We start from the raw sequence: 13,238 nt of genomic DNA on the forward strand, positions 1-13,238 counted from the left end.
TATGCGCTGTATAAGCAAGTTATGCCTGACTGTATCTGTTTTATGTTCGAGAATAGTACTAGCTGGTGAATATTTTGATCCCGGTTTATTACAGTCGGCAAATGGCAATACAGTGATCAATGATACGAGTCTACTCAGTCAGGGCTATCAGCCACCGGGTACTTATCGTGTACAAATTAATGTCAACGGAAAGCCATCGCTTGTTTCGGATGTCAGATTTGAGCTGAATGACAAGAAGGATCTCATCCCTTGCCTCTCTTTTCAGACCTATCAGAAGCTGGGGGTAGATTTGAATAAAATCACTTCGAAAACTGAGGATAACAGTGTGAAAAATTCCTGCGTTGACATGCAAGAACAGCTTCCTGGCACGAAGGCTGATTTTGATTTTTCAAAGTTGACGCTTGATATTTCAATTCCACAAACCGTCATGCGTGATGAGTCGCTTTCCGGCGTTCCTGAAGAAGAGTGGGACGACGGTATTCCTGCACTCATCAGCATGTACCAGCTTTCCGGACAACAATATATCCAGAGCACAAGCGGTACTCAGGACAGTGTTTTTGCCAACTTGACCAATGGATTTAATATTGGTCGCTGGCGGTATCGTAACAATGCCACGCTCAGCAATAGTGATGGCTGGAAATCTATTTCAAATTACGTTGAAACGGCAGTTCGTTCACTGAAAGGGGAACTCACTGTCGGCGATGCCGACACGCCTGGCGACATTTTTGACAGCCTTATGATTCGCGGGATTCAATTAAATTCCGATGACGATATGCTGCCTGATCAACTGACTGGCTTTGCCCCCCTTATTCGTGGCATTGCGAAGAGTAACGCACAGGTCACAGTCCGCAATAATGGCAACATCATTTATCAGCGTTCTGTTCCACCTGGTCCCTTTGTTATCCAGGATCTTTCGTCTGTGTCAAATGGCGGCAAACTGGATGTCACGATTACCGAGGCAGATGGGTCTGAAACACACAGTACGGTGTCGTACTCTAACGTTCCGCAATTACTGCGCGCGCATCAGATTAAATACAGTCTGGCCGCTGGCCGCTATCTGTCGAATGCGAATAGCGTTGAAGACACGCCTGAATTATTGCAGGCAGCCCTTTCCTGGGGTCTTCCCTTTGATATCACCACCTATGGCGGTATCCAGTACCAGGAAAAATATAAGGCGCTGAGCCTCGGCATAGGGTTTGATTTGCAACGCGCAGGCGGTGTTGCGATAGACGTAACAGAAAGTCAGGGACAACGTGGAAACTCACCTGAATACACGGGCGACATGCTGCGTTTGACCTACCGTAACAGCATCCCTGAAACCGGGACACAGATTCAACTGGATAACCGTTATTACAGACGCAACTATTTGTCCTTCAGCGACTGGGCTGATACCGAAACGCTTTTCGAAGACTCACGTTTAAAGCGCGAATATAACCTGACAATTAACCAATCCATTACGGACCAACACAGCTTCTTTACGACGCTAACCCGTACGGTCAATCAGGACAGTACCGTTTCACGCTCCTGGCAACTGGGTTGGAATGGCTCGTGGGAAATGGTCAGTTTTTCACTTGCCTGGAGTATGACGCGTAATGAAGGTGCTCCTGAGTGGGATAAACAACTGGCGTTAACGCTTTCTGTGCCAATGGGGGATCTGTTCCCTTCAACCCAACCCATGCTCAACTACACCGCAACCACGGGCCTGAAAGGAGATCTCTCGAATCAGGTAGGCGTTTCCGGGCGTATAGGCAACAGGCAGGATCTGAACTGGAATACGCAAGTTTCCTATGACACTCAGAACGGGGAAAGCGACACCCAGAGCGGCTCGGCGGGTATCGATTATCAGGGAAATCACGGCGAATTCAATGTGACCTACAACGCCGACAAGAATCAGTATATATCCTGGAACGCCTCGGGGAACATCCTGGCGCACAAAGGCGGTATTACCCTGGGGCGTTTTTCCAGCGGCAGCCAGGCGCTGATTTCTATTCCAGGTGCAGAGAATGTTGAACTGGGAAGTAACCAAAATATTAAGACGGATTCACGTGGCTTTGCGATTGTACCGGACCTTCAGTCCTATCATCGCAACGCCTTGAGTGTCGATCCACAGACGAACAAAGAAGTCGATTTTGTCAGCACGTCGGCTGAGGTCATCCCCACTAAAGACGCGGTTACGTTGGCTAGCTTCAAGGCGATTAGTGGAAGAAAAGTGGTCATGACAGTGAACTACAAAGGCGAACCTTTACCCTTCGGCGCGCGAGTACGGGTTGAAGGAAATGAAGACACCTGGTATGTCGGAGATCAGGGCCAGGCTTACCTCAACTCAGCGCCTGATGAAGGCACGGTGAATTTCACCTGGGGAGATAAGCAACACTGTTCAGCGCCTTTTGCCATTCCAGCCAAAAAATCAGTGAAATTAGCCGTCGCATTACTTAACGTCGAGTGCCACTAAGGAACGAATGATGAAACTATTTTCCTTCTGGCGGATAACTATTGCAGTGATGTTGAGCGCATTGACTTTTACTGTCAGCGCTCATGATTGCAAACCTCAGGAACGCGAGTCGCCTTTAAACCTGACGATCCCATTAACGGTACAATTACCAGACAGAACTGGTGCAGCGTCTATTGGTACCGTGCTGTATGTGAATGAGAAATCGCTCGCGCAGCTTTCTGGCTCACACCATGACATCACCCCAGAGTGCCTGAGTGCAATAAAACGAGTCCTGAATGGAAGAATGAACACGGCACAAAGTGGGAAAGATATTTTTAGCACCGCCCTTCCCGGTATTGGGTTGCGAATTACGGCCATTTTCGACAAACCCGGAATGGCAAAAAAGGAGTGGGTACTACCTTTTAATACCTCCTTCTCTGAAGTATCGGAAAATCCGGTGAGTACAGACGATATTAAATTTCGTATTGAAGTGATTAAGACCGGGATTATCCAGGGCGGAACCGTGAATGTTCATCTCCCATCGCTGCTATCCCTGAGCGACAGTTCGCTGATTGTGAATCTGGCCATGACGATCTTGTCTGCCAAAGCACATTGCGCTATTGCAGTAAATCAACCACAAATTGAATTACCACCTATTGATATAAAAGATTTGGCCAACAATGCAGATAAAAAAAGTTTTCCTGTCGATGTTGATTTGCAATGTATGAACACCACCAAAGCAAGCATCAACATCGAAGGTACCACGGAACCACAAAAAATTACTGTATTTAAAAATGTTGCCCCAGAAAATCCCGCATCGGGGGTTGGCATTGAAATGCTCTATAACGGTAACGTAATGGTGCCATTCCAACCTATGGATATTGCCTTACCTTCTCAGCAGCTTAGCGTAAAAATGCCGCTTTCCGTGCGTTATGCCAAAACAAGTGCATCCCTCAGCAAGGGGAAAGTTAAAGCACAGATAACACTGAGGATTAATTACCTTTAAGACAAGATAATAAGAAATATGGAAGATTTCTTTTTTCATCTCGAAATGAGAATGCTTCACCTATTTCACTAACGTTTAAAAATATATAAGGATGTTATTCATGAAAAAATCAATTTTGGGACTGGCTGTTTCTGCATTATTCGTTGTTGGCGCAGCTCAGGCTGAAATCAATCCTAACGATGTAGGTGCTACACTGATCGTGTCCGGTGCCGTGACAGCAAACCAGTCTGCATGTACCGTTAACCTTGGCCAGCCTTCCATTGCACTGGAGGCAGATGTTAGTGATCTTGTACTGCAAGGCGCCACAACTGTCCCAACCCATACCGTCGATATGATAATCAATGGCGACGATCAGTGTAAGGCACTGATTTCGCAGGGTCACATGGCATACAAGTTCATCGGCACAGCTGACAACGCCCAGGGAACCTCTCTGGCTAACAGCCTTGTCGGTGGCAACTCCGCGAGCGGTATCGGTGTCGCACTGTATAATACCGATGGTCAGATTCTGAGCATCAATAAAGACAAGCTGGCTGCATCAGCAACTCCGACTCATTTAGGTCTGGGTCTGGTTAAACTGGACGGTCTGGAAGCAACTGCAGGTTCTGTGCAGGCTGCCCTGACTATTCAGATCGAGCGTCTGTAATTAAAAACCCCTCGCGTAAAGCGAGGGGTTTTTTACTCTATTTATTAAGAGTAATAATTTATGAAGAAATTATTTCCGATTTCACTGATCTCGATGTTTTTTGTCCTTGGGGTTGCCCAGGCGTCAGATATTCCAGCCACCCTGTCAATTTCAGGTACAGCAACAAATATGCTGGCGGGTTGCGCAGTGAATATCAACCCATCCACCATCAGCTTAGAATCTATTCCTCTGAATGCAATGCCATGGCAGGGGGGAAATTCTATTCCTAAAAACCCTGTTAACGTAAGCATTTCGGGTAGCAGTGAGTGTTATGCATTATCGCTGGCAAATCGTCTTGCTTATCGATTTGTGGGTATTCCAGACGCGGTGGAAGGAACAGTATTAGCGAATACGGATACCACTTCTCAGGCGGCAGCAGGTGTTGGCATTGGGTTATATGATATGCATGGCAAATTCCTGAGTATAAAAGACGCTGTCCCCGTCGCTAACTTAGAGCGTATGAGTATGCAGGTCGTGTCACTTAAAGGACAAAGAGCAACCGAGGGGAGTGTTACCGGAACATTAACCATTCAGCTTGAACGCCTGTAAATAACGCCTGAAAACTCCTCCGATTCCTTAATAATTTTAAAGAGAATTTATTAAGGAACTTTCAACAAAAATATAACCTTAGAGATAAAATAAATGAAAAAAAGAGTTTTTTCATTTTCAATAGGTTGTCTCCTTGCCACCAGCGTTTTTAGCGCTCAGGCGGACGATACTCCCCATGGTCTGGCCGTTTTTGGGAAACTGCAGTCAGCGCCGGCAAGTTGCCATGTGCTAATGAGTAAATATGTGATTAATTTGCGTCACAGTGAAGGTACTCTTCCATCGCAGGATCAATCAGGCAGTCCCTCTGACGACAAGATCTATATCCAACTCGGTGGCGATTCATGTGATGCCAACGAAGGGTATAAAAACATCGGCTTGAGATTCATTGGCACGGCTGACAGTGCAATGGGCAACTCACTGGCAAATACCGCCACAGGAAGTTCTGCAGCCCAGGGCGTAGGTATTAGCCTGACCGACGTGGTTGGTAATATCATCATTCCTAACTCAACCGTGGCGTTATTCCCTGCGGCAAGCTCATCAAAAGGCAATCCGACAAACAAGGAAGCCTTCTTCCCTCTCTTTTTAACGCTAGTGCAACTGAAAGGTCAGGAAGCCACTCTGGGCGATGTGCAGACCAATATGACAGTGCAGATCGAGCGCCTGTAATAGATCTTTCCAGGAGAAGATTATGAAGAAAAATATATTGGGCCTGATAATTTCAGGTCTTTTTCTTGTCAACACCGGTATGGTACTCGCTGACAGTATCGACATTCCAGCAACACTTTCAATCAGTGGAACCGTAAAAAGTAACGAAATAAGTTGTATGGTCAGTATGGACAAAAGTTCTGTCTCTCTTATTGAGAAGCCGGAGTCGCTGATCAAACAAGGCGACAATGCCACGAGCCCGGAAGAGATCCATCTTTCTGTTGTCGGTGACGACAGATGTGACGCTCTGATTTCTGAGGGTCATATCGCGTACAAAGTGCTCGGTGTCGCTGACAATGCGGATGGTACCGCGCTGGCGAATTCCATTACTGATGAAAGCGCCGCCAAAGGCGTCGGGGTGGGTATTTTTGATGCTGATAAAAAACCCGTTAGCATCAACACGGGTCTTTTAAGCGCTCACGAAGATACCGTTTTCGGTTTGCAGATGGTGCAGTTGACTAACCAACAGGCGGTTGCCGGTAACCTTTATGCTACCGCTTCGGTCCAGATCGAACGTCTGTAATCTCTAAAGCCCGTCGGCATATGGCGGGCTTTACTTCCGTTGTTCCTCACTTTTTTTGTCTCGGCAAACGTTTGCTTTTACCCTCTGCTCAGATAAAATGCCCGCTTTGCTACCACGGGATTATCACTGATGTCTGTTAACACCCTCGAGTCCGAAAATACGCAACCGGTTGCTCAGACTCAAAACAGCGAACTGATTTATCGTCTTGAAGATCGCCCGCCGCTTCCGCAAACCCTGTTTGCCGCCTGCCAGCATCTGCTGGCGATGTTCGTTGCGGTGATTACGCCGGCGCTGCTCATTTGTCAGGCGCTGGGGTTACCGGCTCAGGATACGCAACACATTATCAGTATGTCGCTGTTCGCCTCCGGCGTGGCCTCCATTATTCAGATTAAGGCGTGGGGTCCGGTAGGTTCAGGGTTGTTATCGATTCAGGGCACCAGTTTTAACTTCGTGGCACCGCTGATTATGGGCGGTACGGCACTGAAAACCGGTGGCGCAGACGTTCCCACCATGATGGCGGCGCTGTTTGGCACCCTGATGCTGGCCAGTTGCACAGAGATGGTGCTCTCCCGCATCCTGCATCTCGCGCGTCGTATTATCACTCCGCTGGTTTCGGGCGTGGTGGTGATGATCATCGGCCTGTCGCTGATTCAGGTGGGTCTGACGTCCATCGGCGGCGGCTATGCCGCGATGAGCGACAATACCTTCGGCGCGCCAAAAAATCTGATGCTGGCAGGCGTTGTGCTGCTGCTGATTATTCTGCTCAACCGTCAGCGTAATCCGTACCTGCGCGTGGCTTCACTGGTTATCGCCATGGCCGCAGGCTATGCGCTGGCGTGGTTTATGGGCATGCTGCCGGAAAACAGCGCGCCAGCCTCCCAGGAACTGATCATGGTACCGACACCGTTGTACTACGGTCTGGGCATTGACTGGAATCTGCTGTTGCCGCTGATGCTGGTATTTATGATCACTTCACTGGAAACCATCGGCGATATCACCGCAACGTCCGACGTTTCCGAGCAGCCCGTTTCTGGTCCGCTGTACATGAAACGTCTGAAAGGGGGAGTTCTGGCGAACGGCCTGAACTCATTCGTCTCTGCGGTCTTTAACACCTTCCCGAACTCCTGTTTCGGACAGAACAACGGGGTTATTCAGTTGACCGGCGTGGCCAGTCGCTACGTTGGCTTTGTGGTTGCGCTGATGCTGATCGTACTGGGCTTGTTCCCGGCGGTGAGCGGTTTTGTGCAGCATATTCCTGAGCCGGTACTCGGCGGGGCGACGCTTGTCATGTTCGGTACTATCGCAGCGTCTGGCGTACGTATTGTTTCCCGCGAACCGCTGAACCGCCGCGCGATCCTGATTATTGCGCTGTCGCTGGCGGTCGGTCTTGGTGTCTCTCAGCAGCCGCTGATCCTACAGTTCGCACCTGACTGGGTGAAAAATCTGCTCTCTTCCGGAATCGCTGCGGGTGGTATCACCGCTATCGTACTGAACCTGATTTTCCCGCCTGAAAAGCAGTAAACGCTTTGCGACGGTGATTCAACTTCACCGTCGCTATCATACTCTTTCACGATTCCTGCCTTGAGGATTGCGCGTAAATCGTGCATAACTCAACTATGTGCACTTCGCAGGATGGAAGACCATGAAATTTATTGGAAAGCTGATTCTCTACGTGCTGATCGCCCTTCTGGTGGTGATTCTCGGCCTCTATTTCCTGCTGCAAACACGCTGGGGCGCAGAACACATCAGTGCCTGGATATCTGAGCACAGCGACTATCGGCTGTCCTTTGACGCGATGGACCATCGTTTTTCTTCTCCTTCGCATATCCTGCTGAATAACGTCACCTTTGGGCGCGACGGTCAACCGGCCACGCTTGTGGCAAAAACGGTCGACATTGGCCTGAGCACTCGCCAACTGACGCATCCGCGGCACGTCGATACGATCCTGCTGCAAAACGGCACCCTGAATATTTCGCCTCAGACGGCACCGTTACCCTTCCAGGCCGATCGCCTGCAGTTACAGGATATGGCGTTTAACAGCCCTGGCAGCGAGTGGGATCTGAGCGCCCAGCGGGTGAATGGCGGCATCATCCCCTGGCTGCCTGAAGCCGGTAAAGTGCTCGGCAGCAAAGCGCAGATCCAGCTCAGCGCTGGCTCTCTGACGCTGAATGACGTTCCTGCTGCCAACGTCCTGATTGAAGGCAGTATCGATAACGAACAGGTGACATTAAGCAATATCGGCGCAGATATCGCGCGTGGAGCCTTAACCGGCGTGGCAAAACGCCATGCCGACGGCAGTTGGATGGTTGAGAATCTGCGTCTGAACGATATCCGGTTGCAAAGCGATAAATCGTTGGCAGACTTTTTCGCGCCGCTTAACACCATTCCGTCGCTACAGATTGATCGCCTTGAGGTCACCGACGCGCGTCTTCAGGGCCCGGACTGGGCGGTCACTGACCTTGACCTTAGCTTGCGCAATCTGACCTTCAGCAAAGACGACTGGCAAACGCAGGAAGGCAAATTGTCGATGAATGCCAGCGAGTTCATTTTTGGCTCATTGCATCTGTTCGACCCTATCCTGAATGCCGAGTTTTCACCGCAAGGTATCGCACTGCGCCAGTTTACCACCCGCTGGGAGGGCGGTATGGTCAGAACTTCCGGCAATTGGCTGCGCGAGGGTAAAACCCTGATCCTCGATGACGCGGCTATCGCGGGCATAGAGTACACCCTGCCGGAAAACTGGAAACAACGCTGGATGCAGCCGCTGCCGACATGGCTGAACAGCCTGACGCTGAAGAAATTTAATGCCAGCCGCAACCTGGTGATTGATATCGATCCGACATTCCCGTGGCAGTTGACTGCGCTGGATGGTTATGGCGCGAATCTGGGGCTGGTGCAAAACCAGCAATGGGGCGTCTGGAGTGGAAACGCGACCCTGAATGCCGCTGCCGCCACCTTCAACCGTGTCGACGTACGCCGCCCTTCCTTGTCTTTGGCCGCCAACGCCAACACGGTGAACATCAGCGAACTGAGCGCCTTTACGGAAAGAGGGATTCTGGAAGCCACCGCCAGCGTGTCGCAGTTGCCACCACGCCAGACGCAGGTCAGCCTGAATGGACGCGGTGTCCCGGTGAACGTTCTACAGCAATGGGGATGGCCAGCACTGCCGATCGCCGGTGACGGCAATATTCAGTTGACCGCCAACGGTACAGTGCAGGCTGACGCGCCCCTCAAGCCCACGGTGAATGGGCAGTTGCACGCCGTGAATGCGGATAAACAGCAGGTCACGCAAACCATGCAGGCTGGCGTCGTCTCTGCGGGTGAAGTGACGTCGACCGAACCCGCTCCAACAGCCCCCGCTCCCGTTACGCCGTAATCTCCCCCCCTCGCTCCCGGATGTCCTCGATCCGGGAGCGTTTTTCGCCTGAAAACGAAACAGGTATTCATTTATCGGTTATTTGTGCCTATTTTCCGCAACAGGTTTTCATCTCCACAGAGAGTTGTTATAACGATGAGGTTGGAAGTCTTATTTAATAATTACAAACACTCTACATAAAATAAAGGAATAGCCATGTCTGTAATACGTCAACGTATTCTGGCGGATATGCAAAGATTCTCCAGAGCAATGATCGGGGCGGTCTTGTTCTTACCTGTTATTGGCTTAATTCTGGCCTTAAGCTCAATATTAACTAACCCGACACTGATATCCGAAACCAGCTTTTTACATCAAATAGGGCAACTCCTCGGTGATACCTTCTGGCCATTATTTGGCAACCTGGGACTGCTTTTCTGTGTCGGCATCAGCTATGGCCTGGCGAAAGATAAAAAAACCGAAGTCGCACTGGTTGCCGTCATGTGCTTTATTATGTTTTTGGGCGCTAACCACTCCTGGCTGGAATATACTCACGGGATCGCTGAAAAGGTCAATGGCGAATATTATGGCACCGGACAAACGCAAATTTTAGGTTTTGTCGTTGTCGATATGGGGATCTTTTTAGGGATTATTCTCGGCTGCACCATTGCCTGGGTACACAATAAAGTCTCTGAAATAGAACTGCCTGGCGCACTCTCGATGTACGGCGGGGCGAAACTGACCTTAATCGCCATGACGCCGGTGATCCTCTTTTACGCCATTGCGTTTACCTGGTTCTGGCCATTCATCACGCACGGCATCGCCGCATTAACCAGTTTCATGAAAAATGCCGGGGTGGCAGGCGTCTTCGTGTACGGCTTCTTTGAAAAATTCCTGATTCCAACAGGGCTGCACCACTTTGTCTGGTCTCCGTTCCAGTTGACCCAGATTGGCGGAACCCTGAGCGTTGACGGGCAGGTGGTCTCCGGGACGCAGGCTATCTTCCTGGCCTATATGCGCCATCCGGATCTCACCCCGGTGATGAACGAAGCCCTGCGCTTTTCCCAGCAGGGGATGACGACGATCTTTGGCCTTTCCGGCGCGGCGCTGGCGTTCTATCACACCGCCACACCAGAGAAGAAAATGATGGCGAAGGCGATTCTGTTGCCCGCGATTATTACCTCTATTCTGACCGGGATTACCGAACCGATTGAATTTACGTTCTTATTTATCTCGCCGCTGTTGTGGCTGATTCACGCCACGCTGACCGCCGCCTCCCAGGCGATTTGCGATCTGCTGACGGTTCGCCCGTGGGGCGCGTCAGGACTCATTGAGTTTCTGATTTATAACCTGCCGCTGCCGGCAGCCCTCACCCGCTGGCCATTATACGTCCTGATCGGTATCGGGCAGTTCGCCGCGTACTACGTGATTTTCCGCACCCTGGTTATCAAACTGAACCTGAAAACTCCGGGCCGCGAAGATGACGGCGAAGTGAAGCTCTACAGCAAAGAAGATTATCGCAATAAAAAGGCCAACGCAGGTCAGGCCGTCACCGATGAGATCATTAAAGGCTTAGGTGGCAAAGAGAACATTATTTCTGTTGATAACTGTTTTACCCGATTACGCGTCGCGCTCCATCATCCCGATAAAATTGATGAAGCCTTATTAAAAACGACCGGTGCCAATGGCGTTGTACGTAATCAAAATGAAGTTCAGGTTATTTACGGTGTGAGGGTTGGACAGGTTCGATCCCGGGTAGATAACTGGCTGGCAAATAATTAATCAGGAGTTGTTATGAAATTAACTGTATTAGGCGGAGGCGGTGTTCGTTCCGCGTTCCTGGCAAAATCTTTGGCCTATAATGCGCATCGTATTGGCTTACAAGAAGTGGTATTCCTCGATAATGCAGAAGAGAACCTGAAAATTTTCGGCGAAATCGCCCGTTATGTTTTTGCCACGATTCGACCTGATATTCGTTTCAGCCTGACGACGGATCCGGTATCCGCCTTAAAGAACAGCAATTATGTCATCACCACGCTGCGTGTCGGCGGCGATGAAAGCCGCGTGCGCGATGAACGTATTGCGTTGAACCATAACACGTTGGGTCAGGAGACCACCGGAGCGGGCGGTTTTGCGATGGCGATGCGCTCCATCCCCGCCATTCTCAATTATTGCCGCCTGATTGAAGAACATGCCGCACCCGATGCCATTCTGTTCAACTTTACCAACCCTTCCGGGCTGGTTACTGAAGCTATCATTAAGTCCGGGTTTAAACGTCGGGTTTACGGTATTTGCGATGCGCCCTCAGAGCTGATTCGCGAGCTGCCTGCCATCCTCAACTGCGACGAAGCGGATTTGAAAGTGGAATGTTATGGTCTGAACCATTTCTCCTGGTTTACCCACTTCACCGTGAAGGGGGAGGATGTGACCGACAAACTGGTGAGCAACCCGGAACTGTACAGTAAGACGGCGATGCAGTACTTCTCACCGGTGCTGGTTCAGCTTTGCGACAAGCAGTTGCTGAATGAATATCTCTATTACTACTACTATCGCGAAGTGGCGCTGAAAGCGATTCAGGATGCGCCGGAAACTCGCGGTGAAGCCATCGCGCGGATCAACAAGGAAATGCGCGAGGAACTCCAGAACGTTGATGCGCAGGCAAACCCGGAAGCCGCATTTGATATCTGGATGAAACACTATTTGCGCCGCGAAAATAGCTATATGCAGAACGAGTCGCATCAGGAAAAATTCAACACACGTACTCCGCTGACGCTGCAACAGTTTATTGAAGAGCCGGATAGCGGTGGTTACGCGGGGGTGGCGCTGGATATTCTTGAAGCCGTGAACAGTTCCACCAGCAAGCGCATTGTGGTCTCGTTGCAAAATAACGGCACGCTGGATTTCTTACGCCCGGATGATGTTATCGAGATCAGCTGTGACCTGAGCAAAGAGGGGCTGAAACCCGTTACGCCTATCCACGTACCGGACGCCCAGAAAAACATGATCTCCTGCGTTAAAGAGTACGAACGTCTGGCAGTGGACGCCATCATGCGCAAAGATAAGAGTCTGGCTATCCGCGCATTAATGGCGCATCCGCTGATTGGCTCCTGGTCGCTGGCCAAACAGCTGGTTAGCGAGTATCTCGATGAAGCGCAGTTTAGCGACTGGAAATAATCGTCCCCGGGGCGTCGACTGGCGCCCCGCCCGGATTTTGTAAAAACCAGAGCTTCAGCAGATGTTCGAATCCCAGGATGCAGTAACCAAAGAAAGGATTGCTCCAGTAGATATCATCATCAAACTTTTGCGGATCGTGGATGATGACGGCGGTGTCCGCCGCCTGGGCCAGCGGGCTTTGATAGTCACCGGTAAAGCAGACCAGGTCGGTATTTTTTCCTTCCAGCGCTTTGACCCAGTTTAATGCCGAGCTGCTGCGACCGGATTTAGACACCAGCCAGATAGAGTCAAATTTTGCAGCCGTTTTTTGTTCGAGTATTTCGTAGTCCGGCCAAAGTGCCAGACTGGCATTTACGCCAATCACCAGGAATTTATTATAAATATATTGGGCAATCAGTTGAGAGAAGCCGCTACCATGAATAAGAATACGGTCGTGTTGCAGGCGATTTAATAGCTGAGACAGGTTTTCGGCAGGCTGGACATTCATAAAGTTAATATCATTTGTCACGTCAAGTTTTGGCATTGTGATATTAAACTTAATGAAGTATACCAACTCCAGCCAGCCGCTAAACTTGAGCTTTTTCGCCAGTCTGACCAATGAGGACGGGTTACTGTAACAGTGTTCTGCGACGGTGCGAATGCCCTCACGAATGCATTGCTCTGGATTATTCTGAATAAAGCGCAGCACGGTGACGTCTGTCTTACTTAATTTTACATCACGAAATACATTTTCCAGTTCCATTTTCCGCTCCTGTGAGTGCAAAATAAATTTACCATTTTTCTAAGTAAACGGTCTGTGCAACAGGTCACTTCATC

11 protein-coding genes are annotated in these 13,238 nt (G+C 50.0%); 10 read left to right on the forward strand and 1 reads right to left on the reverse strand.

Annotated features, from left to right (window positions below; translation table 11 throughout):
* Position 1 precedes the first annotated feature (1 nt).
* From F384_RS19810 to F384_RS19855, 10 genes are all read left to right on the forward strand, one after another.
* The gene (locus tag F384_RS19810) at positions 2–2,452 is read left to right on the forward strand and encodes a fimbria/pilus outer membrane usher protein (RefSeq protein WP_046492229.1); all 2,451 of its coding nucleotides are present in this window, start codon (positions 2–4) and stop codon (positions 2,450–2,452) included.
* A 7-nt stretch (positions 2,453–2,459) separates the two neighbouring features.
* Entirely contained in the window at positions 2,460–3,437 is a 978-nt protein-coding gene (locus F384_RS19815) for a fimbrial protein (protein ID WP_046492232.1), read from the forward strand.
* A gap of 100 nt (positions 3,438–3,537) precedes the next feature.
* Complete coding sequence (locus F384_RS19820) at positions 3,538–4,080, forward strand: fimbrial protein (RefSeq protein ID WP_046492233.1); 543 nt, start codon at positions 3,538–3,540, stop codon at positions 4,078–4,080.
* A gap of 60 nt (positions 4,081–4,140) precedes the next feature.
* Positions 4,141–4,668, forward strand: coding sequence for a fimbrial protein (locus F384_RS28075; protein ID WP_052746962.1), 528 nt, complete (start codon positions 4,141–4,143; stop codon positions 4,666–4,668).
* Positions 4,669–4,761: 93 nt separating this feature from the next.
* Complete coding sequence (locus F384_RS19830) at positions 4,762–5,334, forward strand: fimbrial protein (RefSeq protein WP_080949992.1); 573 nt, start codon at positions 4,762–4,764, stop codon at positions 5,332–5,334.
* 22 nt (positions 5,335–5,356) lie between these two features.
* Positions 5,357–5,896, forward strand: coding sequence for a fimbrial protein (locus F384_RS19835; protein ID WP_046492235.1), 540 nt, complete (start codon positions 5,357–5,359; stop codon positions 5,894–5,896).
* Positions 5,897–6,025: 129 nt separating this feature from the next.
* The gene (xanP, locus tag F384_RS19840) at positions 6,026–7,417 is read left to right on the forward strand and encodes a xanthine/proton symporter XanP (RefSeq protein WP_046492238.1); all 1,392 of its coding nucleotides are present in this window, start codon (positions 6,026–6,028) and stop codon (positions 7,415–7,417) included.
* 121 nt (positions 7,418–7,538) lie between these two features.
* A complete protein-coding gene (locus F384_RS19845; protein ID WP_046492241.1) occupies positions 7,539–9,272 on the forward strand; it encodes an AsmA family protein in 1,734 nt (577 codons plus the stop codon).
* Between the two features lie 195 nt (positions 9,273–9,467).
* On the forward strand, positions 9,468–11,030 hold the full coding sequence (locus tag F384_RS19850) for a PTS transporter subunit EIIC (protein ID WP_046492244.1): 1,563 nt from the start codon (positions 9,468–9,470) through the stop codon (positions 11,028–11,030).
* A 12-nt stretch (positions 11,031–11,042) separates the two neighbouring features.
* A complete protein-coding gene (locus F384_RS19855) occupies positions 11,043–12,422 on the forward strand; it encodes a glycoside hydrolase (RefSeq protein ID WP_046492246.1) in 1,380 nt (459 codons plus the stop codon).
* Here the strand turns inward: F384_RS19855 and F384_RS19860 are convergent.
* The gene (locus F384_RS19860; protein WP_046492249.1) at positions 12,406–13,164 is read right to left on the reverse strand and encodes a MurR/RpiR family transcriptional regulator; all 759 of its coding nucleotides are present in this window, start codon (positions 13,162–13,164) and stop codon (positions 12,406–12,408) included. The genes F384_RS19855 and F384_RS19860 overlap by 17 nt on opposite strands.
* Positions 13,165–13,238: the final 74 nt, after the last annotated feature.

This window comes from Citrobacter amalonaticus Y19 (genome assembly GCF_000981805.1).
Classification (GTDB): Bacteria; Pseudomonadota; Gammaproteobacteria; order Enterobacterales; family Enterobacteriaceae; genus Citrobacter_A; species Citrobacter_A amalonaticus_C.

What these genes read in the sequence shown, in the direction of transcription:
- F384_RS19820 (WP_046492233.1), top strand. Translation starts at nt 3,538, where the DNA reads ATGAAAAAATCAATTTTGGGACTGGCTGTTTCTGCATTATTCGTTGTT.
- F384_RS19830 (WP_080949992.1), top strand. Translation starts at nt 4,762, where the DNA reads ATGAAAAAAAGAGTTTTTTCATTTTCAATAGGTTGTCTCCTTGCCACC.
- F384_RS19855 (WP_046492246.1), top strand. Translation starts at nt 11,043, where the DNA reads ATGAAATTAACTGTATTAGGCGGAGGCGGTGTTCGTTCCGCGTTCCTG.
- F384_RS19835 (WP_046492235.1), top strand. Translation starts at nt 5,357, where the DNA reads ATGAAGAAAAATATATTGGGCCTGATAATTTCAGGTCTTTTTCTTGTC.
- xanP (WP_046492238.1), top strand. Translation starts at nt 6,026, where the DNA reads ATGTCTGTTAACACCCTCGAGTCCGAAAATACGCAACCGGTTGCTCAG.
- F384_RS19850 (WP_046492244.1), top strand. Translation starts at nt 9,468, where the DNA reads ATGTCTGTAATACGTCAACGTATTCTGGCGGATATGCAAAGATTCTCC.
- F384_RS19860 (WP_046492249.1), bottom strand. Translation starts at nt 13,164, where the DNA reads ATGGAACTGGAAAATGTATTTCGTGATGTAAAATTAAGTAAGACAGAC.
- F384_RS19815 (WP_046492232.1), top strand. Translation starts at nt 2,460, where the DNA reads ATGATGAAACTATTTTCCTTCTGGCGGATAACTATTGCAGTGATGTTG.
- F384_RS19810 (WP_046492229.1), top strand. Translation starts at nt 2, where the DNA reads ATGCGCTGTATAAGCAAGTTATGCCTGACTGTATCTGTTTTATGTTCG.
- F384_RS19845 (WP_046492241.1), top strand. Translation starts at nt 7,539, where the DNA reads ATGAAATTTATTGGAAAGCTGATTCTCTACGTGCTGATCGCCCTTCTG.
- F384_RS28075 (WP_052746962.1), top strand. Translation starts at nt 4,141, where the DNA reads ATGAAGAAATTATTTCCGATTTCACTGATCTCGATGTTTTTTGTCCTT.